Here is a 22403-nt window from a genome sequence, read left to right on the forward strand (position 1 = left end):
GAATGCCAAATCAACAAACAGGCATCGACAAAGCACAGATTTTGACAGAAGCTTTGCCGTATATTCAACGCTTTGCGGGTAAAACCCTGGTAGTAAAATACGGCGGTAATGCGATGACCGATCCTGAGCTGGAAAGTTCATTTGCACGTGATATCGTATTATTAAAAACGGTTGGTATTAATCCGATTGTGGTGCATGGTGGGGGGCCACAAGTCGATTCCATGCTGAAACAGTTGGGCCGTGAATCAGACCGTATCGACGGGATGCGCGTGACTGATCCTGCCACGATGGAAGTCGTGGAAATGGTACTTGGCGGTAGTGTCAATAAATCGATTGTGAACCTGATCAACCAGCATGGTGGTCGTGCCATTGGCTTGACCGGTAAAGACGGCAACCTGATTCGTGCACAAAAACTGCTGATGGAAAAAGTGGCTGAAGATGGTTCGGTTCAGCAAATTGATTTGGGTCTGGTCGGTGAAGTCGTTGGCGTAAAAACCGATGTGCTGGAAATGTTCACCAACAGCGATTTCATTCCCGTGATTGCACCGCTGGGCGTGGATGAAGAAGGCAATACCTATAACATCAATGCAGACTTGGTGGCAGGTAAAGTCGCAGAAGCCCTAGGTGCAGAGAAGCTGATTCTGCTGACCAATATTACAGGTGTTCTGGATGAAAATAAAAACCTGCTGACGGGTTTAAGCACTCAGGAAGTTGACCGTCTGATTGAAACAGGCGTGATCTATGGTGGCATGATTCCTAAAGTCGGCTGTGCACTGGATGCGGTCAAAGGCGGCGTAGTGAGCGCGCATATTGTAGATGGTCGTGTGCCACATGCCAGCTTATTGGAAATTTTTACCGATCATGGCGTTGGTACACTGATTACCAACCGTGCCCATCCACCTCGTCCATAAGTTGTTTTTTTGCGGAAAAGAGCCTCAATTGAGGCTCTTTTTTATCTCTATTTATAACTGATAGCTATTTGAAATGACTCGGGTAGTCATGCACAATAAGCATCTAAGAAAATAGAAAGCTGAAACCAGACCATGTGCCAACTGCTCGGAATGAATTGTGCCACCCCGACGGATATTACCTTTTCATTTCGTGGGTTTTCCCAGCGGGCCGGAATTACCTCGGATCATGCCGACGGTTTTGGAATTGCTTTTTTTGAGGATAAAGCCTGTCGCCTATTTGTCGATAACCAGTCTGCGGTTGAATCTCCGATTGCCGAGCTGGTGCGTAACTATCCGATCAAATCCCGTAATGTGATTGCGCACATCCGTAAAGCCACCCAAGGCAAAATCAATCTGGAAAATTCGCATCCATTTAGCCGCGAACTGTGGGGCCGGCAGTGGATTTTTGCCCATAATGGCGATTTGCATGAGTATTTTCCGGTGCTGAGTGGCCGTTTTACCCCAGTCGGCAATACTGATAGTGAGCGCGCTTTTTGCTATTTGCTCGATCAGCTGGTCAAACGCTTTGGTTATGATGAACCAAGTCTGGATCAGGTCTTTGATCTGCTAACCGAAATTTCGCCTACGATTGCGGAACATGGTACCTTTAATTTCTGCCTTTCCAATGGTCAGGCACTGTTTAGCTATGCCATTACCAAGTTGCATTGGCTGGTGCGTGAATACCCGTTTAGACCGGCACAACTCATTGATATTGATGTTGAAGTCGATTTCAGTCAGGTCACCACGCCTAAGGACAGGGTAGCCGTCATTACTACCGAGCCATTGACGCAAAATGAAGAATGGACCTCTTTTCAGCCTGGCGAAATGATTCTGTTTAAAGATGGGGCCAAGCATCGTTCGCAGCTGACTCAAGTGGAGCGGTTAGAGCGGGAACGTCTTGATCCCTCCTTAAAACGTGTAACCAAAGCAGATTTATATTAAAAGCAGAGTCTTTATTTAAAAAAAGCAGGAATAAATTCCCGCTTTTTTAATATTTTCTTATTTAAATAAAATAGAAATAATAATATTAAAAATAGTAGATTGATTAAAAAATATCTGATTCTTATACTCGGGTTTAAAATATATATCAAATAAAAACAAGGAGTTGATCTATTTTTGCCAAATAAGGAAGAAAGCCGACTAATTTACTTCATTTTTATTTAAATCAATACGTTATATGATGATTTTTATGTGGTAAGTCCTTAATAATAGTTATAGGTGATCGTAATGAAAATGAAATGGGTTCCAGACTATAATACTGGTATCGATGTGATTGACGATCAGCACAAACGAATTCTCGATTATATCAATGAAATTGATGGAATTGATGCAAGTACCGAACGTGCCCGTATTAAACAGATTCTCGACAATATTATCGATTATACCCAGTCGCATTTTACCTTTGAAGAATCTCTTCAGGAAGAAGCCGGCTATAAATATCGGGTTCCACATAAACGTGTGCATGATCTGTTTATCAAGAAAATTGAATCGTATCGTGACCGTTTTGAACTGGGGCAGTCAATTGAAAATGAACTGCATGAAGTATTATCAAAATGGCTAATCAATCATATTCAGCACGATGACGCTGATTATGTTGGGGCTGTAAAAGAAAATATGATGGGCATTATCAAAGAAAAAGAAAAGAAAACCGGTAAAAACTGGTTCGCCCGTTTCTTTTCATAATAAAAGATAGAATGAGATAACAAGAATTATAATTTAATTATAATTTTGCGCAGCAAATCACTGTCATGGTGGTTTGCTTTTTGTTTTTGATTTTCACCGCTTCACAAGGCAAAATAGCGCTAGATTTTTATAGGAATGCATCATGCAGGACAATGCTATGTCAAAATGGTTATCACCGCTGATGGCTTTCTGTTTATCGTTTATTATCATCGCGACGCTCGCACCGATAACGGGTATACAGATTGATCGTCAGCTGGATTTCTGGATGCTCTGGTTAGCCACTATGCTGATTCTGGCGCTTCCCATCTGCTACTTGGAAATTGCTTTGGCCAAGCGCTCTAAAACAACGGCATTACAGGCACTGTCAACGCTGACCCGTGAAGCAGATGCCTCACAAAAATGGCGTATAGTCGGCTGGCTCAGTGTGATCTTTATTCCTTTTCTGGCCGGTGCCATGCTGAACAATGCCAGCAATGTTCTGGCGCTTGCTGCTCTTGATCTTGCACCGAATCTTTTGTTTATAGGTCTGGTAATTGCCGCTCTGGTCTTGTCACTGCTGCCGCGTCAAATTTTGTTAGTCATTACGGCGATTGGCGTACTGGCATCTCTGATCTTGGCAAATGTGATGGGAACTGCGCTACCTGCATGGCAAGTCACGCCAGTTGAATTCTCGGAATGGGGCAATGCCACCGTATTGGCACTGGTTGCAAGTGGCCTAGGCATGGGCTTGTACTGGCAGTCTAGCCTGAGTGCTGTACAACAGCAGGATGTCGCCAGCAAGACGGTCTTGCCGATCTGGATCGCACAATTGCTTGCTGTGATTGTATTTGCCTTCTTTGCTGTACAAGCACAAATCCCTGCATTTACGTTGGTGGCCGCGATTGTAGCGACTGCTGCATTCATCCTGCAGATGGCACGAGAGCAGTTACAGCAACGTCAGCTTCACCCTGCGATTCAATGGGCGATTATGGCTGTCGTCACCCTGATCTGGGCCATTCCAAATGTGACACCAATGTTCAACGTAGTCTTACTGCTTTGGGGCTTATTGATTTGTTTGATTTATGCGCTCTTTGCGGGCTGGATCATGAAGATCAGCCATTTACGTAAATCAATGAATTTTAGCTCTGAAGGGTTCTATAACCTGTGGCGTATTGCTGTCCGTGTGGTATTGCCTGTTTCGATTATCGTGGCGATGGTCGCTGTTCTAGGACAACTGTTCTGATGAATAATGCACTGATCTGGGTGGTCTACGCGACTCCGGAGCAACAGTTTCATCTGGCTGTGCCATTTCAGCCCGGCATGACAGCATTGGATGCCATCCAGCAAAGTGGCATAGCAGAGCAGGTTACCCTACCTGAACCCTTGTCTTTGGGCATCTTTGGTGTACGCTTGCAAGATCATCAGCAGCCACTTGCAGCAGGTGATCGAGTCGAAATTTACCGAGCACTGACTATCAATCCTAAAGATATCCGACGTAAACGTGCCGAGAAAAATCCGGTGGGTCGTTATGCCAGAGGCAATCTTTTAAGAAAGCTGAAACCATCTTCCGAATAGAAAGCGGCTTGAATGAGCATTAGTTTCAATGATCTGCTCAATCAATCGACTTAATCAAAAAAGCCCCTGATGATTCAGGGGCTTTTTCATGAGAAAGCGACTATAGTGGAGGCGCATTTAAAATTGCTTCTTTTGAACCTGGTAAGCCGGGTTGAGATTCTGGAATGGTTTCCAGACCTTCAACACGTTCCACGATACCAGACTGGTTAAAGTAAATTTTCAAATGCTGGCCTTGGGCTGCCGGGATCTTGGCTTTTTTAGCGTAGGTTCCTGGGGTATAGTTATAGATGTAGTCCCAGCGTAAAGGATTCAGCGGATCGCTTACCGTTGGACTGCCCAGTAAGAAACGCACCTGTTGATGGCTCATTCCCACTTGAATTTTAGCGGCTTGAGCTTGGGTTAAAGGGGTTCCTTGTGGAATATCTACTTTATAAACACCTAATGTCGAACAGCCGACGAGCAAGGAAGTGACGAATAACGTCAACATGATTTTTTGCATTTTGCTAAACTATCCCAAATTAATTATGATGCATTTGATCCAAGGATAGATCATACTGCATCTAAAGTTTGTTGCATATTCCAACTTTGATTTTGTTGAGAGACCTTTTTACATGACTATTTCAAACCAAGATTTACGAAAAGCTGGACTGAAAGTTACCCTTCCACGAATTAAAATATTAGAATTACTAGAAAATTCAAGACAACATCATTTAAGTGCGGAAGATATTTACAAGACTTTACTCGATCAGGGTGAAGATGTAGGTTTAGCAACTGTGTATCGTGTGTTAACACAGTTTGAAGCCGCGGGTATTATTGAGCGTCATAATTTTGAAAACAATCATTCCGTTTTCGAGATCATGCAGGAAGATCACCACGATCACCTGGTCTGTTTGAATTGCAGCAAAGTCGTTGAATTCATCAATGATACGATTGAAAAAGAGCAGCATGATGTTGCTGAAAAATTTGGTTTTGAATTAACCGGTCACTCTCTGAATCTGTATGGCTACTGCGATGCGCCGGCCTGTCAGGAAGTGTTTCGTAAAAAATAATTTGCGCTCCGGTTGAAACAAAAAAAACAGGCTTCGATTGAAGCCTGTTTTTTTATGTGTTCAATCTGATCAGGACTGGCCATCAAAGGTGATATTGGAATGTGCACGTAATAAATGACTGCCGCCTTCTTCTGCCAGTTTGATTTGCAGACGTAAGTCATTGGGTGAATCCGCATGTTTCAGCGCATCTTTATAGCTGATCTGCTTGGCCTTATACAGGTCATACAGTGCCTGGTCGAAGGTTTGCATGCCCAGTTCACGGGAACGCTTCATCAGGTCCTTGATCTCATGCACATCACCTTTACGGATCAGGTCAGCAATCAGGGGGGAGTTAATCAGAATCTCAATCGCGGCACGACGACCATTGCCATCGATGGTTGGGATCAGTTGCTGTGCCACAATGGCTTTCATGTTCAGTGACAAGTCCATGAACAGCTGGTTATGCCGGTCTGCTTCAAAGAAATGAATGATCCGGTCAATGGCCTGGTTGGCGTTGTTGGCATGCAGGGTCGCAAAGACCAGATGACCAGTTTCGGCAAAGGCAATCGCATAATCCATGGTTTCACGCGAACGAATCTCACCAATCAGAATCACGTCCGGCGCCTGACGTAAGGTGTTTTTCAGGGCAATTTCAAAGGAATCGGTATCAATCCCGACTTCACGCTGGGTGATGATACAGCCTTTATGCTGGTGAATGAATTCAATCGGATCTTCAATGGTAATGATATGACCTTTGGAATTTTCATTGCGATAACCGACCAGCGAGGCCAGCGAAGTTGATTTACCGGTACCGGTTGCCCCGACAAAAATAATGATGCCGCGTTTGGTCATCGCCAGTTCTTTTAGAATCGGCGGTAATTTGAGTTCATCCATGGTCGGAATCACGGTTTCAATCCGACGCAAAACCATACCCGGCTGATCACGCTGCTGAAAGGCACTGACACGGAAGCGGGCACTTTTATCCGGTGTACTGATGGCAAAGTTACATTCACGCGTGTCTGCAAATTCTTTACGCTGCTTGTCGCTCATGATGGAGTGAAGCAGTTGCCCCACTGCCGCGCCGGGTAATTTTATCGAACCAATCGGTAAAATCTGCCCATTAATTTTGATTGAAGGTTCGACATCGGCTGTAATGAACAGATCCGATGCTTTTTTCTCCACCATATAATCGAGTAAGCCGTTAAAATCCATGTATAAAAACCCCAATACAATTAATTTTTCTTATAAGAATGCTTCTGGCTGTTTGGCTGCAGTACGTGCCACTTGCGGGCTGATGAGACCTTTAGATACCAGGGTTTTCAGGGTCTGATCCAGTGTGGTCATGCCATAGTTGGCACCGGTCTGAATCGCAGAATACATTTGTGCGACTTTATTTTCACGAATCAGGTTACGGATTGCAGGAATACCAATCATGATCTCATGTGCCGCAACACGTCCGCCGCCATTTTTCTTCAGCAAGGCCTGTGAAACCACAGCCTGCAATGATTCCGATAACATGGCACGAACCATATCTTTTTCTTCGGCAGGAAATACGTCAATCACACGGTCAATGGTTTTGGCCGCAGAGGTGGTATGCAGGGTGCCAAACACCAGGTGACCAGTTTCTGCCGCAGTTAAGGCCAGACGGATGGTTTCAAGGTCACGCATCTCACCAACCAGAATAATATCCGGGTCTTCACGCAGTGCGGAACGCAGGGCTTCATTAAAGCCGTGCGTATCACGATGCACTTCACGCTGGTTGATCAGGCATTTCTTGGATTGATGCACAAATTCGATTGGATCTTCGACGGTCAGAATATGGTCATAGCGGTTGTCGTTAATATAATCCAGCATCGCCGCCAAGGTGGTTGATTTACCCGAACCGGTTGGCCCTGTGACCAGTACCAGACCACGCGGATATTCACAGATATCTTTAAAAATCTGTCCCATGCCCAGATCTTCAAGGGTCAGAACTTTGGATGGAATGGTACGGAATACTGCACCGGCACCACGGTTCTGGTTAAATGCGTTGACACGGAAACGGGCCACACCGGGTACTTCAAAAGAAAAGTCAGTTTCCAGATTTTCTTCAAAATCACGGCGCTGTTTATCGTTCATGATGTCATAAACAAGTTTATGTACTTCTTTATGTTCTAATGCTGGCAGGTTGATACGACGAACTTCCCCATCGACACGAATCATTGGCGGTAAGCCTGCAGACAAGTGTAAATCCGACGCACCATTTTTAGCAGAAAATGCCAACAATTCTGTGATATCCATAAGGTCCCCGAGTTCATTAAAATGTTAATTATTTTGATAGAATAATAAGGCTTTCCCACAGCTTAACCAACCCTTAGTTTATGGGCAAGGGAAAAAAAGATGAATGAAATGAGAACCCCATCAATGAATATGTTGCAACAGTCACGAAATCAGGTTTTAGCGCAAATTGAAACAGCCTGTGCTCAGGCCGGTCGTGAGCCAGATTCGGTGCAACTGCTGGCCGTTTCCAAGACCCAGCCGAGTGCAGTACTGGCTGATATGTATCAGGCGGGACAACGTGCCTTTGGCGAAAACTATTTGCAGGAAGCGCTAGAGAAAATTACGGCTCTAAAAGACTTGGAAATTGAATGGCATTTTATTGGCCATGTACAGCGTAACAAGACCAAGCATCTGGCAGAAAATTTTGCCTGGGTGCATGGGGTGGATCGTTTGATTATTGCCGAGCGTTTATCCAATCAGCGTAGAGAAGATCAGCTCGCGCTGAATATCTGTCTTCAGGTCAATATTGATGCTCAGGATACGAAAGATGGTTGCCAACCGGAAGAAGTTACTGATTTAGTTAGACAAATCAGCCAACTGCCAAATGTGCGCTTACGTGGCTTGATGGTGATTCCAGCGCAGGGGAATCCTCAAGCTTTCATCGAGGCTAAAGCTTTATTTGATAGGGTGAAAGCTCAGCATGCGCATCCTGAAGATTGGGATACCTTAAGTATGGGCATGTCGGCCGATATGCAGGCTGCAATTGCTGCCGGTTCCAGCATGGTGCGTGTCGGCACGGCATTATTTGGTGCACGTCCTCAAAAGGATTAACAGGCGTTGTCGGGTTATTTTGAAAAAGTATGATTAAGCGTTATTCGATAACGCTTTTTTTCTTTGTGGCTCCAGCCATTTTGCCATGAGCCAGGCAAAGACAATCAGGCTGCCCATACTGCCGAGCAAGGCTAAAACAGCGCCGCCCAGACCATAAGCCAAGGTTGCCGGAACACAGCCCAGAATAAACAGCAGCAAAGGGAAATGGGTTACATACAAGGTATAGGAAAAATCAGCGGATTGTACCCAGACCGGATTGTAGTGACTGCGCTGCTGCTGGAGTTGTACCAGCCAGCAGCTAAATGCTAGGCCGATACAGAAATTAAAGAGAGTAAAATTTGCAGCGCGATATTGTCGGGCTTGATCGACGATATGAAACTGGTAAGCATCAATGCAGGCGATTAGAAATGCCAAGCCAAATAACCCCAGTTTAAGCACTTGTAACCGGTTTAGAAAATGTCGCTGGATATGACGAAATGAACAGGCAAAGGCCATCAGCCAGACCAGAAAATAAATAAAAAACTGAATATTCAGGATGGATAAAACGATTAAAACACTAAAAAAGCCGATTTTGGCTATTTCTGAATCTTTGAAAAAAGGCAGAAATCCGGCCAAGACATAGAACCAGACTTCATAACTCAGGCTCCAGAGCGGGGCATTGGCTGAAACTGTAGGCGTGATGAAGCCATTCAAAAACAGCAGAGCGCCAATAAAATCACCTGAATCGAGACCATAGTCAGACCGGATCATCATGCCAAAACTGTTTTGAAAGGCATGGCTTTGAGTGGCAAAGAGTAGTGGTGCCAACAGATACAACAACAGGCTCAGAGCCATGGCAAACAGAAAGGGTGGCAAAATCCTGCGATAACGCTGTTGGGTATAACGGCGCAGATTGAACTGACCATGCTGATGAATATTGTGCTGGATCGAATAGCCAATCAGATAACCACTCAGAACAAAGAAAATCATGACCGCGGCCTGACCAAGCAGGCGCACCCATGAATACAGGCTGAGGTCAAAAGGGGCGATAAAGGCCTGAAAGCAATGCGTGAACAGTACAACAATGGCACTGATGCCCCGTAGGCTCTCGAGCTGTAAGCTGAAATAGGGCGAGAGCTTGTCTGGGGCAGGGTGCATCATTGTCAACCTATAATCTGAATGGTACTGGCGCCAGCACCGACTGGCTTGACCTGAATCTGTACTGGAATCCGTTCATGCATTTCCTGCACATGCGAGATTAAGACCACTTTACGACCCTGACTTTGTAAATGATCCAGTGCATTCATCACCATATGTAATGAGGCTGGATCTAAAGTACCAAAGCCTTCATCAATAAATAGCGATTCCAGTTTCATCGAACCGGAAGCCATATTGGCAATCGCCAGTGCCAAGGCCAGAGAAACCAGAAAGGTTTCTCCGCCAGATAAAGACAAGACCGGACGTACTTCGCTGTTCATGTCCAGATCAATAATCGCCAGACTCAGGCTGTCTGGAATACGGTGCAACTGATAGCGCGGTGCCAGCGGTTGCAGTTGTTGGTTGGCGTATTCCACCAAGATATCCAGATGATGTTCCTGAGCAATTTTCTGGAACTTGGTACCTTCCTTATGTCCGATTAAATCGTAGATACGGCCCCAGCGATATTCTTCGGCTTTGACCTGTTCAATCTGTTGCTGATATTTGGCATAGGTATTTTGATTATTGGCATTCATACGCAGTTTGGTATCAATCTCATTGAAGCTGTTTTGTTGCTCGGTTTTTTCCTGTGCCAAACTATTTAAATGTGCTTCCACTTCCTCAAAAGCAAGTTCAGGCTGTTGCTGGAGATGCTTCTGGTATTGATCTTCCAGCGTTTGCCAGGCAATTTTGGCATTTTCCAGTGCTTGATGTTGTGCCTGTAATTGCTGCCGGATTTGCTGATGTTCACTCAGACCAATGGTCAGACATTGTTGGATCAGTTCCGCATTAAAATGTCGATGCAGATTTTGCCATGTACGGATGGCCTGATCAGATTGTGCCTGCTGTTGAGTTAGCTGTTGCATTTGGGTCAGCAAAGCCTGTTGTTTAAGTAAAGCCTGATGCAAAGCTTGCTCATGCTGTTCATATACCTGGCGTTGTGCTTGAAGCTGGCTATTAAGCGCTTTTAACTGGGTATCCAGTTGCTGTCGCCATTCTGCTGCCAGCTTATAGGTCTGACCGGCATGTTGTTCGGTCAGCTGATTGAGTTGCTGACGTAAGTCTTTGCCTTGTTCAAGCAAATAATGGGTCTCGGCCTGTATTTGCGTATGCCGCTGCTCATGCATCTGTAGTTGCTGTTGAGCCTGATTCAGTTGCTGCTTGAAACCTTGTAGCTCCTGTTCCGCAGTTTTGACTTGATTGACAAGATGTAATCGCTGCTGCAAATGTTGTTGCAGCTGGGTACAGGCAGCAGGCGCATTCTTGTGCCAAGCGAGCTGCTGTGCTTCGGGCAGTACTGTAAGAACTGGCTCAATCAGTTGATCCAGTTGCAGCATTTTTTGCAGACTCAGTTGCAAGCTGTCGAGTTGCTGTTGCTGTTGTCGCCAGTTTTGCCAAGTCTGTTGCAGGATTTTGAACTGTTCGTTTGCCTGAGTGTGTTGCTGTTGCCACTGGCCAAGCTGTGTTTGCAGGGGATGGAGCAACTGGGCTGAATGATCAGGATTGGCTGGCTCAAGTCCTAACTCTTTTAAGTTTTGTTGTAATGTCTGGTGCTGTTCATTCAGTATCCGTTCAATGTGGATTAAACGCTGTTGTTTTTGCTCAAGGAGCATCTTGATTTTGGATTGTTGAATCTGGGTTGCTTTTAAATCATCTTTAAGCTGATTCAGTTGTTGTTGTGCCTGTTGCAGCTGTTGATCTTGCAGCTGGTTTAGCGCTGTGTCTAATAATGCTTGATGTTGGACAAACGGATGCTGTTGGCTGCCACAGACCATACAGGCTTCATCAGGTTTGAGCTGCGCGCGCAGTTCCTGCACGCTTTGGGTTTGCAGCAGGCGCTGTTGCTGCAGCATATTTTGTAGTTGTTCAAATTCCTGTTCGGTGTTGCTGACTATTTGCTGCAGTTGAATTTCCGTATGTTCAAGCTGGGTTAATTCTGTCTGTGCATGCGCTACGTCTTGTTTGAGTTGCTGTTGTTCGGCTTCCTGTTCCGCTAGACGTGCCACGTGCTGGATCAAGCCTTCCAGTTTAAGCAGTTGAGTCGTGCTCTGTTGCTGTACAGTCTGCTGCTGCTGAAGCTGTTGTTCCAATTGGGCTTGATTGCCAAATTGTTGCTGCAAACTTTCGATTTGTTGAGCCAGCTGCTGCCGGGAATGTTCCAGTTCAGTACGCGATTGAGAGAGTACTGCCGGCGCCTGTTGCTGCATCTGTTGATACAGCTTTTGATAGTCTTGCAGTCGTTGCAGTGTACTTTGTGGTTCCAGATCAAACACGGCAAGATCAGCCTGCTGTTCAAGTTGCGTCAGGCGTTGCTGTTGCTGCTCGGCAGCAGATGCGAGTTGCTGTTTCGATGATTCAATCTGTTGTTGCAAGGGTTGGATATACTGCTGTGCATAGTCCAATAAATCTGCTGATTTTTTCTTATAGTCATTGCCGACCAGATGCATCTCATGATCCAGTTTTAGACCTTGTTCCAGATGCGGCTGCATGGCATGCATATGTTGAACATGGGCTTGTTGCTGTTGCTGGATCTGAGCAAGTTGCGCAAATTCAGCATCACGTTGCTGTTGCACCTGTTGTAGCTGCTGTTCGAATGATTGTTGTTGTATCGCAAGCTGTTTTTGCTGCGTGAGCATTTGATTCTGCTGGATAAACTGTTCTCGAATGCCCTGAAACTCATCCAAATGAACCAGCAACTGCTTTTGTGCGGTCAGCTTCTGATCGGCATCCAGCTGTACATCGTAAATTTCTTTTTTGGCCTGAATTTCAGTATATAAAGCATGTTTCTGCCGATGCCATTTCAGGTCATTTTCTAGTAATTTTTCACTCTGGTTAAAATGCTCAAGTATCTGGTTGAAGGCAGTATGTTGCTGTTGAAGCTGAGTAATATCGTCTTCGGATAATAATTCCAGATGACCGAGCCAGTTTTCCAGTTCATGGCGCTTTTGTCGAACCTGACTATGCTTTTCCGCTGCTTTTTTACTGACCTCACTGAAAATCTGCGAATTGGTCAGATATTCCAGCAAGTCTGCACGTTCATGATCTTTGGCTTTTAAAAATGCGCCAACTTCCGACTGCGCCAGCAGTACCGCGCGGGTAAACTGTTCAAAGCTCAGGCCCAGCAGTTTTTCAATTAAGGGGGTAACTTCAGATATTTTTTGCGTTAGCGTCGTATCATCATCGATGCACTTGATAAAACGATCTACTTTTAGATTGCCATCGACTTTCTGACGTGCCCGGCGAATCTCCCAGCGTGCTGTATAGCGTTTGCTATCCAGGGCAATAAACTCCAGCTCGGCAAAACCATGCACGCAGCCACGGCGTAGAATATTCTTGGAGTCTTTAATCGAAACATCCTGACCACCGGCATCTTTCAGGCTGCCGGTCGCACCTTTTAGACGTGGAATTTCGTTATAGAGCGCCAGACACATGGCATCGAGCAGGGTCGATTTACCGGCTCCGGTTTTTCCAGTGATTGCAATCAGGCCGGCATGTGTTAAAGGGCTGGATTCAAAATCAATATGATGGGTGCCAGTGAGGGAGGCCAGGTTGTTGAGACTCAAACGTAAAATTTTCATGGCCGATCCTAGGCTTGTTGTTTCTGAGCAAGTTCGTGCTGGGCTTCAACCAGAAGTTGCTGAAAATCCTGTTGTACAGAATGATCATGTTCATAGCCCATTTTTTTCCAGATATTCAAAAACAGCGATTCCGGCGTCGGTGGTGCCAGATCAATTTTCGAATCTCCTTGCGTATGTTCGGCCTGTTGTTGATAAATCCGGCTGATGCGCAGCAAGCGGTAACGGTTGGCGGGTAAAGCCAGTTCAATTTGCTGGCGTAAATCGACTGGTGGCGGCGCATCGGTGGTGTATTCTATTTCCAGAAAATGTCGTGCCGACAGTTGTTCGATTTCTCCGGCAGGCAAGGCCTGAAGTTTAGCAATTAAATCTTCCAGCTTTTCCCGAATCCGGAACAGCTCGACGGTGCGTGGCACTTTTAGAACATCGTATTGAAAGCGCTGTTCCGGGCTTTGCTCAGGATCAATTCTGACCTCAACCACCTGATGTTGATAGTTGATTTCACTAAATGACAGCGGAATCGGTGAGCCACTATAACGGATATGCGGCTGACCAACTTTTTGTGGTTTATGCAGATGACCGAGTGCGACATAATCAATCACTTCATCAAACAGCGCCGTCGAGAGCGCTTCTTCATTACCGACAATAATTGGCCGTTCCGAGTCGGAAGTTTCGCCACCTTGCATATGTGCATGCGACATTAAAATCAGGGCTTGATGCGGCTGTTTACGGGCCTTGGCTTCGGCAATCAGTTGTTGATGCAGATAGCTAATCGCATTCTGGCTATTGCTGGTATGCTCATTCAGCCCGGTAATTTCGGCACTGCGTAAATAGGGCAGGGTCAGACACCAGGCGATGATATTTTTATCCTGATCATAAATCGGAATCAGCAAGCGATCCAGATTCAGGGTGTTTTCTGCGGTTCGGCCCACAATTCCCACAGCTTTGGCATTGAATTTAGACAGAAAAGGTTCAACCTGCTCAATCCGGTAACCGGAATCATGGTTGCCGGCAATCATCAAAGTCTGCATGTGCGGGGCCAGATTATGTGCATCGGCCAGAAACTGATACAGTTGCTTTTGCGCACTTGAGGCTGGATTGATCACATCAAAAATATCACCGGCAATCAACAAGGCATGCGGCTGTTTTGTTTTAATTTGATCGAGCAACCAAGTCAAAAACTGGGCATGTTCAAATTCACGGTCATGGTTATGGAAAAATTGCCCCAGATGCCAATCGGAAGTGTGAAGAAAATGAACTGCCATGTAGATGAACCCTGAAATGTCTGCCTTGCTACTATAGGAAAAAGCTGAGGGGAAAATCTACTTAAAAAAGATATTTCAGCGAATTGTTGCTGATGTCAGGCTGAATTTATTTTAATCAGTAGGCAAAATGGCAGGATAGTCATGTCTAAATCACCCAGTCTTGAACAGTCATGTAATTCATCAGGCTGAAAAATCGGAATTTTAAAAAATAAAAACCGACGATTCGAGTGATGTGAAATCGTCGGTCAAATTTGTGTTACATGAAGATTTTGGCTGCTATTCAAAATTTCCCTGTACACTGGACTTATTGCTTTAGCTCTAAGGTCAGCAAAAATTCGTGGATGCCAGTCCAAATTTTTGTACCTTGTACCCTATATAACGTCATCCTCTGGCCGATGGTTGACAATAAAATGAAAAAAAACCTGTTTTTTTTTATACTAGCTTGATGAATGTCACTGAGTGATTCCTATGTTGCCTTTAACCCGTTATTTTATCTGGTTTTTTATTATCTGCTTTATTTTTACCTGCATTTGCGGGGTGCTGGCAGCACTGATGCCAACGGGGATGGGCGCCGTACTGACGGTTGTTCCTTATCTGGTAGCCATGATCTGGATCTTATTTAAGTTTTTAAAACAGCAAAAACGTGCCCCAACGCAGTCGGAACGTAAAAAATTCACCTTGGGGTTTAGCCTGATCTATTGGGGCTATAACCTGCTATTTCTGTTACTTGGTATTCTGATTGCAACGCGCTCTAATCCAAATGCCTGGCAGGACTTTTTGCTATATCTACAACAGCCACAATTTATAAGTATTGTGCTGATCATGTTCTTGCTGATCGCGATTCCGTTGTATCTATTGACTTACTGGTTCTATGGCAAGCAGGCACAGCGTATGGCAGATCAAATGTTTGGCAATTCGCCGCAGGCCTGATAGGTAGGTGGCTTTATGACGATTGATCTTGATAAATTGATCGCATCAGGCAGGATACAAATTCACCACGACAAAGAGGGCATTGATTGAAAAACCCCAGAATAAGTTGCGTATAATTTAAATAGAAAAAATAACAGGGCTAAGAATGACTTATGGATAAACCTGTAGTGCTGGTGACCGGAGCGAGGGGTTTTATTGGCAGTCATCTGGTACGTTTTTTATTAGAACGTGATTATCGGGTGATTGGGCTGACCCGCCGCAAGAATCAATCTGAACCTCATCCAGATTTTCACTGGATTAACCAGCTGGATGAATTAAAACAGCCTCAGATTGATTATGTGATTAATCTGGCTGGCGAAAGCATCGGTCAGGGACGCTGGACAGCAGCGCGTAAAAAGAAATTGCTGGATAGCCGTTTAGACACCACCAAACAGTTATTTGACTATTTAGAAAAATACCAGATCAAACCGAAACGGATTATTTCGACCTCGGCCGTTGGTTATTATGGTATTGACCCGAGCGAGCGCTGGGAGCAGGTCTATACGGAACAAAGCCCGCCACAAGATATTTTTATGTCTGAGCTCTGTGCGAAGTGGGAACAACTGGCTTTGTCCTATAGCAGTCGGAACACCAAAATTGTTCGCTTTGCTGTGGTCTTTGGCAAAGGTGGTGGAATTCTGCCGCAGATGTTATTGCCGATTAAACTGAATCTGTTCGGGCGGATTGGTCATGGGCGTCAGCCAGTCACTTGGGTGCATTTAGAAGATGTATTGCGTGCGATTGAATTCTTGATGCTTGAAACGACGACTGGGCAGATTTTTAATGTGGTTGCTCCGGAAAAAGTCAGTCAGGCACAGTTTGCCCGGACTGCTGCACAGCTACTGAAACGCAAACCTTTACTGCCACTGCCAGCATGCAGCCTGAAAATGATGCTGGGAGAACAATCGCAACTGGTTTTAAACGGTCAGTATGTACAGCCTCAAGCTTTACAGGATGCGGGCTTTCAGTTTGATTATCCAACCTTGAAAGAAGCGCTGCATAATATTCTAAAGCACTAAGCGACCTGGCTCCAATAGATGGGCCGGAGCATAGGGCTGCGGATCCACAATGGTTGACTGTTCAAGCATCAATTGAGCCAGTAATTTGCCTGAGGCTGGGGCCATGCATAAGCCATTGCGGAAATGGCCAAAATTGGCCCAGGCATTTTGTAATTCGGGGATTTTGCCAATATAGGGAATACCATCGGGTGAGCTGGGTCTTAATCCGGCCCATTGCTTGACCAGCGGAAAATCCGCCAGTTCCGGTACCATCCCCAGACAAGCCTGTAGAATATCTTGCCGGATTTCAGCAGAAGGCGAGGTGTCAAAACCGACCTGACGCATACTGGAACCACATACAACATGTCCGTCGCGCCGTGGAATCAGATACATGACCTTGTTCATGCACATGCTCGGTAGCCAGTTTTCTGGGGTTTTAAACAGCAGCATTTGTCCTTGCACCGGTTGTACCGGAATTTCACAGCCAAGCTGTTCCGACCAGCCTGCAGACCATGCGCCTGTGGCGATTACAAACTGATCTGCCTGAAAGTGTTGGCCGCTTTCACTGGACACACTCGTTACCCAGCCTTGCTGAATATTGAGCTGAGTGATTTTACAGTGCTCTTGCCAGGTGACATGCGGATGCTGTTTTAAATAGCTGATGACCGACTGTAATAGTCGCGGATTGCGGATATTGGCCAGTTCCGGAAAGTAAATCGCCTGTTTGAACTTGCGCTGATCAATTCGGGGATTGATTTGTTGTAGCTGAGTCTGATCAAGCAATTCGGCCTGTTGCTGAGGATCCTGATATTTTCCTGCATAGCGCAAGCCAAGCTCAAAATCAGCTTCATCAAAAATCAGCATACCACTTTCATGAATCTGGAAATCGATACCGGTCACTGGCTGCAGTTTTTGATTCCAGTCCTGATAGAGCGGTTTGGCATGTCGGGCCAACGTATTGACTGCAGCGGGGTAGCGCCAAGGATACATCGGAGAAAGAATCCCGCCTCCGGCCCAAGACGCAGCCTGCCCGGCAACTTGCTGATCAAAAATCGTGACAGAACATCCCTGTTCAAGCAGTTCCAGCGCCGACATCAACCCGGTGATGCCAGCGCCGATAATAGCGATATGCATTGCGCCGAAATCCTTTTACTTCATGTCTTTCAGTTTAAGTGCAGCTTCTTCGGCAAAGTAAGTCCAGATGCCATCGGCACCGGCGCGGCGGCAGCTCATCAGTGATTCAATAATCACGCTGTCAGATAACCAGCCATTTTGAATGGCAGCGGCCAGCATCGCATATTCACCACTGACCTGATAGACAAAGGTTGGTACACCAAAAGTGTCTTTAACTTCACGGACGATATCAAGATAAGGCATGCCCGGTTTGACAATCACCATGTCTGCGCCTTCCTGAATATCCAGCGCAATTTCATGCAGTGCTTCGGCACGGTTACCGACATCCATCTGGTAATTGTATTTATTGCCGCCTTTTAAATTGCTGGCAGAACCGACTGCATCACGGAATGGGCCATAGAAGCTGGATGCATATTTGGCTGAATAAGCCATGATTGAGGTATAAATATGCCCATTTTGTTCAAAGGCCTGACGAATTGCACCGATCCGGCCATCCATCATGTCACTTGGGGCAAATACATCTGCGCCTGCTTCGGCATGGCTTAAGCCCTGTTTAATCAGACATTCGACCGTTTCATCATTTAAGACATAACCGGTCTCATCAATAATGCCATCCTGACCATGCGTGGTATAGGGGTCGAGTGCACCATCAGTAATCAGCACCATTTCTGGCAGTTCTTTTTTTAATAAACGCAAAGTGCGTTGGACCAGACCATCTTCGCGCCAAGCCGCTTCGGCGGTCAGGCTTTTATCTTCTTGTGGTGTGACTGGAAACAGTGCCAGTTTGTTGACGCCCAGTTCCAGCAGACGCTCTGATTTTTTTAACAGCAAGTCTGCTGACAGGCGCTGGATATTCGGCATACTGGGAATATCTTGGCTCTGGTTTTGTCCCGGCAGTACAAATACTGGATAAATCAGGTGATCTGCACTGAGATGCGTCTCACGTACCATAGAACGTAAATGCTCATTTTTACGAATACGACGCATGCGAGTTGCAGGAAACGCGGGACGATTGAACGTATAGGTCATAAAAATCTCAGCAATCAGTATTAAACTAGGCACCTATTGTAGCCCTAACTGAAATTTTTGGGCATAAATTAGCGGTTTTTTATTGCGGTGGATTTGAGCAGAGTGATGACTAAGACAGAGAAAAGCTGGACAGGTAATATACACTTGGGGGCAAAGGTGGATATTGATGTGGTCTTAAATCAGTTGGTACATGCTTTTAATAGCTCTCCTTTTTTTAAGCATAATGGTATGAGCATGCGGGTGGTGGAAGGCCAGATCGAAGCCTATGTCGAAATGCAGGATTTTATGATTGGTAATGTCGCGTTTCAAATTTTGCATGGCGGTCTTGCGGCCACGGTACTCGATAGTGTCGGTGGAATTGTAGCGATGGGGGAGTTATATAAAAAAGCCGAACCTGAAACCATTGCCGACACCATTAAAAAAGTCTCGCGTTTGGCGACAGTGGATATGCGGGTGGATTATCTGGCACCCGGGCGCGGTAAATATTTTATCGCGCGGGCAGAAACCTTACGTTTGGGGCGTAAGGGCTGCACCATGCGTATGACCATGATCAATGATGAAGATAAGCCAATTGCTACAGCGATTGCATCTTATGCTTATTGAGGGTAAGAGATAGAAAATAAAAAGCACTGTTGAACAGTGCTTTTTTAGCTTTCGACCTTCAGATTGATACAGGTTATAGATCTGATTTGGCCCGATTTAAGGCCTTCTGCCATTTGGCTAAATGAGCTTCACGCTCATCATTTTGCATTTTCGGTTCAAAGGCATGTTCAAGTTGCCAAGACTGCGAAATTTCCTCCAGGTTTGAAAATACGCCAGCTTTTAATCCGGCCATCGCTGCTGCTCCCCAAGCGGTAGACTCCAGCATTTTTGGACGCAGCACCGGCACATTGAGAATATCTGCCTGAAACTGCATCAGCATGTCATTGCTACTGGCACCGCCATCGACCCGTAATTCTTTTAAAGGGTGGGCAATATCGGATTGCATTGCACTGAGGACATCCGATACCTGAAAAGCGATTGATTCTAAGGCTGCTCGGGCGATATGCGCTTGAGTCGTACCACGAGACATGCCACAGAGCAGGGCACGCGCTTCACTGTCCCAATGCGGCGCGCCAAGTCCGGTAAAGGCCGGAACCAAAACCACGCCGTCGGTATCCTCAACTTTACAGGCCAGTTTTTCCACATCACGGCTTTGTTGAATAATCCCGAGACCATCACGTAGCCATTGCACTACCGCACCCGCCATAAACACGCTGCCTTCCAGTGCATAGGTGGTTTGACCCTGCGCTTGCCAGGCAAGGGTAGAAAGCAGTTTATTCTGACTGAGCTGGATGTCTTGACCGGTATTGAACAGCATAAAACAGCCGGTGCCATAGGTGTTTTTTGCGCTCCCCACTTCAAAACAGGATTGACCAAACAGTGCAGATTGCTGATCACCTAGAATACCGGTAATGGGGATATTGGCACCGAGTAAACCTGAAGCGGTGTCAGCGATATAACTATCCGAGGAAATAATTTTTGGTAAGACCGAAGCAGGAATATGAAACAGCTCCAACAGTTCTTCGTCCCAAGTTTGTTGATGCAGATTCATCAGCATGGTACGGGAAGCATTGCTGGCTTCAATCACATGTTCTGCGCCTTGAGTCAGGTTCCAGATCAGCCAGCTATCGATAGTACCAAAAGCGACATGACCCTGTTCAGCCAGTTCACGTACGCCTTCTACATGCTCGAGAAACCAGACCAATTTTCCTGCACTAAAATAAGGATCAATCCGTAGACCGGTTTTTTGCTGAATTTTGGTCATCCAGCCCTGTTCAATCAGCTGGTTACACCAGTCAGACGTTCGACGGTCTTGCCAGACGATGGCCGGCGCGAGCGGTTTACCATTTCTTCGATCCCAAACCACCGTGGTTTCGCGCTGATTGGTCAGACCAATGGCTTTAATATCTTTGGCGAGAATACGCGCCGTAGCAAGCGCTTGCTGTACCACCGCAATCTGCGTGCTCCAGATTTCCTGAGCATCCTGTTCGACCCAACCTGAATGTGGCGTCTGAATATGGGTTTCACGTTGAGCCGTTGCCTGAATTTGTCCATGTTCATTAAAAATAATAGCCCGACTCGATGTGGTTCCTTGATCTAGGGCCAGTAAATAGCTCATAATTTTTCTGTTATTCGGCTTGAAAAGTAAAATATTAGCGCAATAATGTAATTAAGCGCATCAAGTTGTGTAAATGTTTAGAAAATGCATCGTAATTTTTGACATCTATGCTATGATTGCCTTGTACTTTGGGGGTGTTTCTGGCTTCGACGCTGGTGATGAAACTCATAGATGCATGCCGAGAGCGCATTTTCTCTCGTAAATCAAATTTGCATTTTTTAGTCGCAAACGACGAATCATACGCTCTAGCTGCCTAAGGGCAGCTTGTCCGCCTCTCCGAATACTTGTGGTTAGAGAGTCCGACTGAAGCGCACGCACACAAGTCCGTATAAAGCCAAGCCTCGGGGCTTTGTACTAAACTAAGAGGATCGCGATTTGTATCCTGTTCGTCGGGTCACAAAGAGTTAAAACAATAGACGATATCTAAGCATGTAGTATTCTCGAGCGTAATGCTGGCGGACGCGGGTTCAACTCCCGCCACCTCCACCAAAATTCTTTCCGAAGTAATCCATCGGAATCTAAAAAAGCCTTTAAACTCAATGTTTAAAGGCTTTTTTTTATGCCTGTTTGTCCGATAACATCTGATCCCATTTGACCCCATATTTGCTCTTTATGGGTAAATATTGGGAAAATTTACCCAGAAATTAATACATCAATTATGGGTAATCGACATGCCACTTACAGATACTGAATGCAGAAAAGCACAGCCGAAAGATAAACAGTATCGTCTTTCGGATTTACACGGTTTATCCCTTATCATTACCACCAAAGGTCAAAAATATTGGAATGTACGCGTCACTGTCCATGGTGAACGTAAGTCTGAATCGCTTGGCCCATATCCAGATTTAAGCTTAAAAAAGGCAAGGGAACTTGCATATGAGCTTAAGCATCGATACTCACGTTCAGTATTGCATGAAGACTTAAAGCCCTATTTCAAAGAAGTTGCAGAAGATTGGTTTAATAATCAAAAAGAAACCTGGTCATCCAAACACATCAGTAATGTTCGAGCTTCATTGGATGAGCTTTATATTGCTCTTGCTAATAAGCGTATTAATCAGATTCAGGCACCTGAGATTCTGCAGATCATTAAGAAAATTGAGGCAAGAGGCTCGCTTGAAATTGCAAAACGTACTTTGTCTCGTTGTGGCATGGTCATGAAATACGCTATTGCCCATGGATATCGCTATGACAATCCGGCAGGTGATTTAGTCTACGCCCTCAAGAATAAAAGGGTCAAAAACCTGGCTTCGCTTTCGGCCTCTGAAATGCCTGAATTTTTAAGAAAGGTGAGAGCATACCCAAGTGATGCCCAAACACATCATGCCATTGTCCTGATTATGCTGACAGGCGTTCGTGTCAGTGAGTTACTGCAAGCACGTTGGGAAGAGTTTGATTTGGAGGGGCGTAAGTGGGATATTCCTGAAGAACGAATGAAGAACCGACTTTCACATCGTGTGCCGTTGACTGACATGATGATTGCTGAACTTCATGCTTTGAGACTTACTCATAATCAGGAACTGCTATTTCCCCATCGTTTGAATAACAAAGAACCTATGCGTAGCGAGTCTATTTTGGCCGTGATAAAGCGTTGTGGTTATGCAGGGCGAATGACTACTCATGGTTTTAGATCTTTGTTCAGTACTGTTGTTAATGAATCTAATTTATGAACCGTACCGGGTTTGTCGGAGAGTCAATATTCTGAGAGACTATCCCGATGACAAAATTAAAATATACCCCTGAAATCAGAGAAAGAGCGGTTCAATTATTGATTGAATCTGAAAAAGATTATCC

General features: G+C 45.4%; 20 protein-coding genes and 1 other RNA gene. 12 read left to right on the top strand and 9 right to left on the bottom strand.

Annotated elements, in window-relative coordinates:
- Positions 1-2: 2 nt before the first annotated feature.
- The 5 genes from argB to FTT73_RS08980 all read left to right on the top strand — a co-directional run bounded on the left by argB (position 3) and on the right by FTT73_RS08980 (position 4187).
- Positions 3-911, top strand: a complete 909-nt coding sequence (gene argB, locus FTT73_RS08960) for an acetylglutamate kinase (RefSeq protein WP_005096046.1) — start codon at positions 3-5, stop codon at positions 909-911.
- A 132-nt stretch (positions 912-1043) separates the two neighbouring features.
- Entirely contained in the window at positions 1044-1892 is an 849-nt protein-coding gene (locus tag FTT73_RS08965) for a class II glutamine amidotransferase (protein WP_180191300.1), read from the top strand.
- 285 nt (positions 1893-2177) lie between these two features.
- Positions 2178-2633 carry a bacteriohemerythrin gene (locus FTT73_RS08970; RefSeq protein WP_180191301.1) on the top strand — a complete coding sequence of 152 codons (456 nt, stop codon included), beginning with the start codon at positions 2178-2180 and terminating at the stop codon, positions 2631-2633.
- 142 nt (positions 2634-2775) lie between these two features.
- Positions 2776-3855 carry a hypothetical protein gene (locus tag FTT73_RS08975; protein ID WP_005096049.1) on the top strand — a complete coding sequence of 360 codons (1080 nt, stop codon included), beginning with the start codon at positions 2776-2778 and terminating at the stop codon, positions 3853-3855.
- Positions 3855-4187: an RnfH family protein gene (locus FTT73_RS08980; RefSeq protein ID WP_180078566.1), complete on the top strand. Its 333-nt coding sequence runs from the start codon at positions 3855-3857 to the stop codon at positions 4185-4187. The genes FTT73_RS08975 and FTT73_RS08980 overlap by 1 nt, the downstream gene beginning before the upstream one ends.
- Positions 4188-4287: 100 nt before the next feature.
- Here the strand turns inward: FTT73_RS08980 and FTT73_RS08985 are convergent, their stop codons facing one another.
- Positions 4288-4686: an outer membrane protein assembly factor BamE gene (locus FTT73_RS08985; protein ID WP_004279275.1), complete on the bottom strand. Its 399-nt coding sequence runs from the start codon at positions 4684-4686 to the stop codon at positions 4288-4290.
- Positions 4687-4798: 112 nt separating this feature from the next.
- Here FTT73_RS08985 and fur point away from each other — a divergent pair, with 112 nt between their 5' ends.
- Complete coding sequence (fur, locus tag FTT73_RS08990; RefSeq protein ID WP_005096051.1) at positions 4799-5236, top strand: ferric iron uptake transcriptional regulator; 438 nt, start codon at positions 4799-4801, stop codon at positions 5234-5236.
- A 69-nt stretch (positions 5237-5305) separates the two neighbouring features.
- Here fur and FTT73_RS08995 read toward each other — a convergent pair whose 3' ends face one another.
- Both FTT73_RS08995 and FTT73_RS09000 read right to left on the bottom strand, forming a co-directional pair.
- Entirely contained in the window at positions 5306-6427 is a 1122-nt protein-coding gene (locus tag FTT73_RS08995; protein ID WP_005096052.1) for a PilT/PilU family type 4a pilus ATPase, read from the bottom strand.
- A gap of 30 nt (positions 6428-6457) precedes the next feature.
- Positions 6458-7495 carry a type IV pilus twitching motility protein PilT gene (locus tag FTT73_RS09000; protein ID WP_004279279.1) on the bottom strand — a complete coding sequence of 346 codons (1038 nt, stop codon included), beginning with the start codon at positions 7493-7495 and terminating at the stop codon, positions 6458-6460.
- 123 nt (positions 7496-7618) lie between these two features.
- Between FTT73_RS09000 and FTT73_RS09005 the strand changes: the two genes are divergently transcribed.
- A complete protein-coding gene (locus FTT73_RS09005) occupies positions 7619-8305 on the top strand; it encodes a YggS family pyridoxal phosphate-dependent enzyme (protein ID WP_180078580.1) in 687 nt (228 codons plus the stop codon).
- Positions 8306-8338: 33 nt separating this feature from the next.
- Here FTT73_RS09005 and FTT73_RS09010 read toward each other — a convergent pair whose 3' ends face one another.
- From FTT73_RS09010 to FTT73_RS09020, 3 genes are read right to left on the bottom strand one after another with little or no spacing between them, the layout of a single operon-like run.
- Positions 8339-9442, bottom strand: a complete 1104-nt coding sequence (locus FTT73_RS09010) for an acyltransferase (RefSeq protein ID WP_100357381.1) — start codon at positions 9440-9442, stop codon at positions 8339-8341.
- 5 nt (positions 9443-9447) lie between these two features.
- The gene (locus tag FTT73_RS09015; RefSeq protein ID WP_180191302.1) at positions 9448-13059 is read right to left on the bottom strand and encodes an AAA family ATPase; all 3612 of its coding nucleotides are present in this window, start codon (positions 13057-13059) and stop codon (positions 9448-9450) included.
- An 8-nt stretch (positions 13060-13067) separates the two neighbouring features.
- A complete protein-coding gene (locus tag FTT73_RS09020; RefSeq protein ID WP_100354874.1) occupies positions 13068-14321 on the bottom strand; it encodes an exonuclease SbcCD subunit D C-terminal domain-containing protein in 1254 nt (417 codons plus the stop codon).
- Positions 14322-14789: 468 nt separating this feature from the next.
- Here FTT73_RS09020 and FTT73_RS09025 point away from each other — a divergent pair, with 468 nt between their 5' ends.
- Together FTT73_RS09025 and FTT73_RS09030 are read left to right on the top strand one after the other, a co-directional pair.
- On the top strand, positions 14790-15251 hold the full coding sequence (locus tag FTT73_RS09025; protein WP_005096058.1) for an ABZJ_00895 family protein: 462 nt from the start codon (positions 14790-14792) through the stop codon (positions 15249-15251).
- A 152-nt stretch (positions 15252-15403) separates the two neighbouring features.
- Complete coding sequence (locus tag FTT73_RS09030; protein ID WP_180191303.1) at positions 15404-16309, top strand: TIGR01777 family oxidoreductase; 906 nt, start codon at positions 15404-15406, stop codon at positions 16307-16309.
- Here the strand turns inward: FTT73_RS09030 and thiO are convergent.
- Complete coding sequence (gene thiO / locus FTT73_RS09035; protein ID WP_180191304.1) at positions 16298-17422, bottom strand: glycine oxidase ThiO; 1125 nt, start codon at positions 17420-17422, stop codon at positions 16298-16300. The genes FTT73_RS09030 and thiO overlap by 12 nt on opposite strands.
- A gap of 15 nt (positions 17423-17437) precedes the next feature.
- Positions 17438-18451 carry a porphobilinogen synthase gene (gene hemB, locus FTT73_RS09040; RefSeq protein WP_005172298.1) on the bottom strand — a complete coding sequence of 338 codons (1014 nt, stop codon included), beginning with the start codon at positions 18449-18451 and terminating at the stop codon, positions 17438-17440.
- A gap of 105 nt (positions 18452-18556) precedes the next feature.
- On the opposite strand from hemB, the gene FTT73_RS09045 reads away from it, so the two are divergent.
- Positions 18557-19054, top strand: coding sequence for a thioesterase family protein (locus FTT73_RS09045; protein WP_005172294.1), 498 nt, complete (start codon positions 18557-18559; stop codon positions 19052-19054).
- Between the two features lie 73 nt (positions 19055-19127).
- Here the strand turns inward: FTT73_RS09045 and glpK are convergent, their stop codons facing one another.
- Complete coding sequence (glpK, locus tag FTT73_RS09050; protein ID WP_180191305.1) at positions 19128-20612, bottom strand: glycerol kinase GlpK; 1485 nt, start codon at positions 20610-20612, stop codon at positions 19128-19130.
- A 130-nt stretch (positions 20613-20742) separates the two neighbouring features.
- Here glpK and ssrA point away from each other — a divergent pair.
- Together ssrA and FTT73_RS09060 are read left to right on the top strand one after the other, a co-directional pair.
- Positions 20743-21101: a transfer-messenger RNA gene (ssrA, locus tag FTT73_RS09055) on the top strand.
- A 182-nt stretch (positions 21102-21283) separates the two neighbouring features.
- The gene (locus tag FTT73_RS09060) at positions 21284-22279 is read left to right on the top strand and encodes a tyrosine-type recombinase/integrase (protein ID WP_257232864.1); all 996 of its coding nucleotides are present in this window, start codon (positions 21284-21286) and stop codon (positions 22277-22279) included.
- The last annotated feature ends 124 nt before the right edge of the window (positions 22280-22403 follow it).

Origin of the sequence: Acinetobacter sp. YH01006 (genome assembly GCF_013420445.1) — a bacterium.
GTDB classification, from domain to species: domain Bacteria; phylum Pseudomonadota; class Gammaproteobacteria; order Pseudomonadales; family Moraxellaceae; genus Acinetobacter; species Acinetobacter pseudolwoffii.

Bases quoted from the DNA above. Each gene is read 5' to 3' on its own strand.
- argB (WP_005096046.1), top strand. From the start codon at position 3: ATGCCAAATCAACAAACAGGCATCGACAAAGCACAGATTTTGACAGAA.
- FTT73_RS08965 (WP_180191300.1), top strand. From the start codon at position 1,044: ATGTGCCAACTGCTCGGAATGAATTGTGCCACCCCGACGGATATTACC.
- FTT73_RS08970 (WP_180191301.1), top strand. From the start codon at position 2,178: ATGAAAATGAAATGGGTTCCAGACTATAATACTGGTATCGATGTGATT.
- FTT73_RS08975 (WP_005096049.1), top strand. From the start codon at position 2,776: ATGCAGGACAATGCTATGTCAAAATGGTTATCACCGCTGATGGCTTTC.
- FTT73_RS08980 (WP_180078566.1), top strand. From the start codon at position 3,855: ATGAATAATGCACTGATCTGGGTGGTCTACGCGACTCCGGAGCAACAG.
- FTT73_RS08985 (WP_004279275.1), bottom strand. From the start codon at position 4,686: ATGCAAAAAATCATGTTGACGTTATTCGTCACTTCCTTGCTCGTCGGC.
- fur (WP_005096051.1), top strand. From the start codon at position 4,799: ATGACTATTTCAAACCAAGATTTACGAAAAGCTGGACTGAAAGTTACC.
- FTT73_RS08995 (WP_005096052.1), bottom strand. From the start codon at position 6,427: ATGGATTTTAACGGCTTACTCGATTATATGGTGGAGAAAAAAGCATCG.
- FTT73_RS09000 (WP_004279279.1), bottom strand. From the start codon at position 7,495: ATGGATATCACAGAATTGTTGGCATTTTCTGCTAAAAATGGTGCGTCG.
- FTT73_RS09005 (WP_180078580.1), top strand. From the start codon at position 7,619: ATGAATATGTTGCAACAGTCACGAAATCAGGTTTTAGCGCAAATTGAA.
- FTT73_RS09010 (WP_100357381.1), bottom strand. From the start codon at position 9,442: ATGCACCCTGCCCCAGACAAGCTCTCGCCCTATTTCAGCTTACAGCTC.
- FTT73_RS09015 (WP_180191302.1), bottom strand. From the start codon at position 13,059: ATGAAAATTTTACGTTTGAGTCTCAACAACCTGGCCTCCCTCACTGGC.
- FTT73_RS09020 (WP_100354874.1), bottom strand. From the start codon at position 14,321: ATGGCAGTTCATTTTCTTCACACTTCCGATTGGCATCTGGGGCAATTT.
- FTT73_RS09025 (WP_005096058.1), top strand. From the start codon at position 14,790: ATGTTGCCTTTAACCCGTTATTTTATCTGGTTTTTTATTATCTGCTTT.
- FTT73_RS09030 (WP_180191303.1), top strand. From the start codon at position 15,404: ATGGATAAACCTGTAGTGCTGGTGACCGGAGCGAGGGGTTTTATTGGC.
- thiO (WP_180191304.1), bottom strand. From the start codon at position 17,422: ATGCATATCGCTATTATCGGCGCTGGCATCACCGGGTTGATGTCGGCG.
- hemB (WP_005172298.1), bottom strand. From the start codon at position 18,451: ATGACCTATACGTTCAATCGTCCCGCGTTTCCTGCAACTCGCATGCGT.
- FTT73_RS09045 (WP_005172294.1), top strand. From the start codon at position 18,557: ATGACTAAGACAGAGAAAAGCTGGACAGGTAATATACACTTGGGGGCA.
- glpK (WP_180191305.1), bottom strand. From the start codon at position 20,612: ATGAGCTATTTACTGGCCCTAGATCAAGGAACCACATCGAGTCGGGCT.
- FTT73_RS09060 (WP_257232864.1), top strand. From the start codon at position 21,284: ATGCCACTTACAGATACTGAATGCAGAAAAGCACAGCCGAAAGATAAA.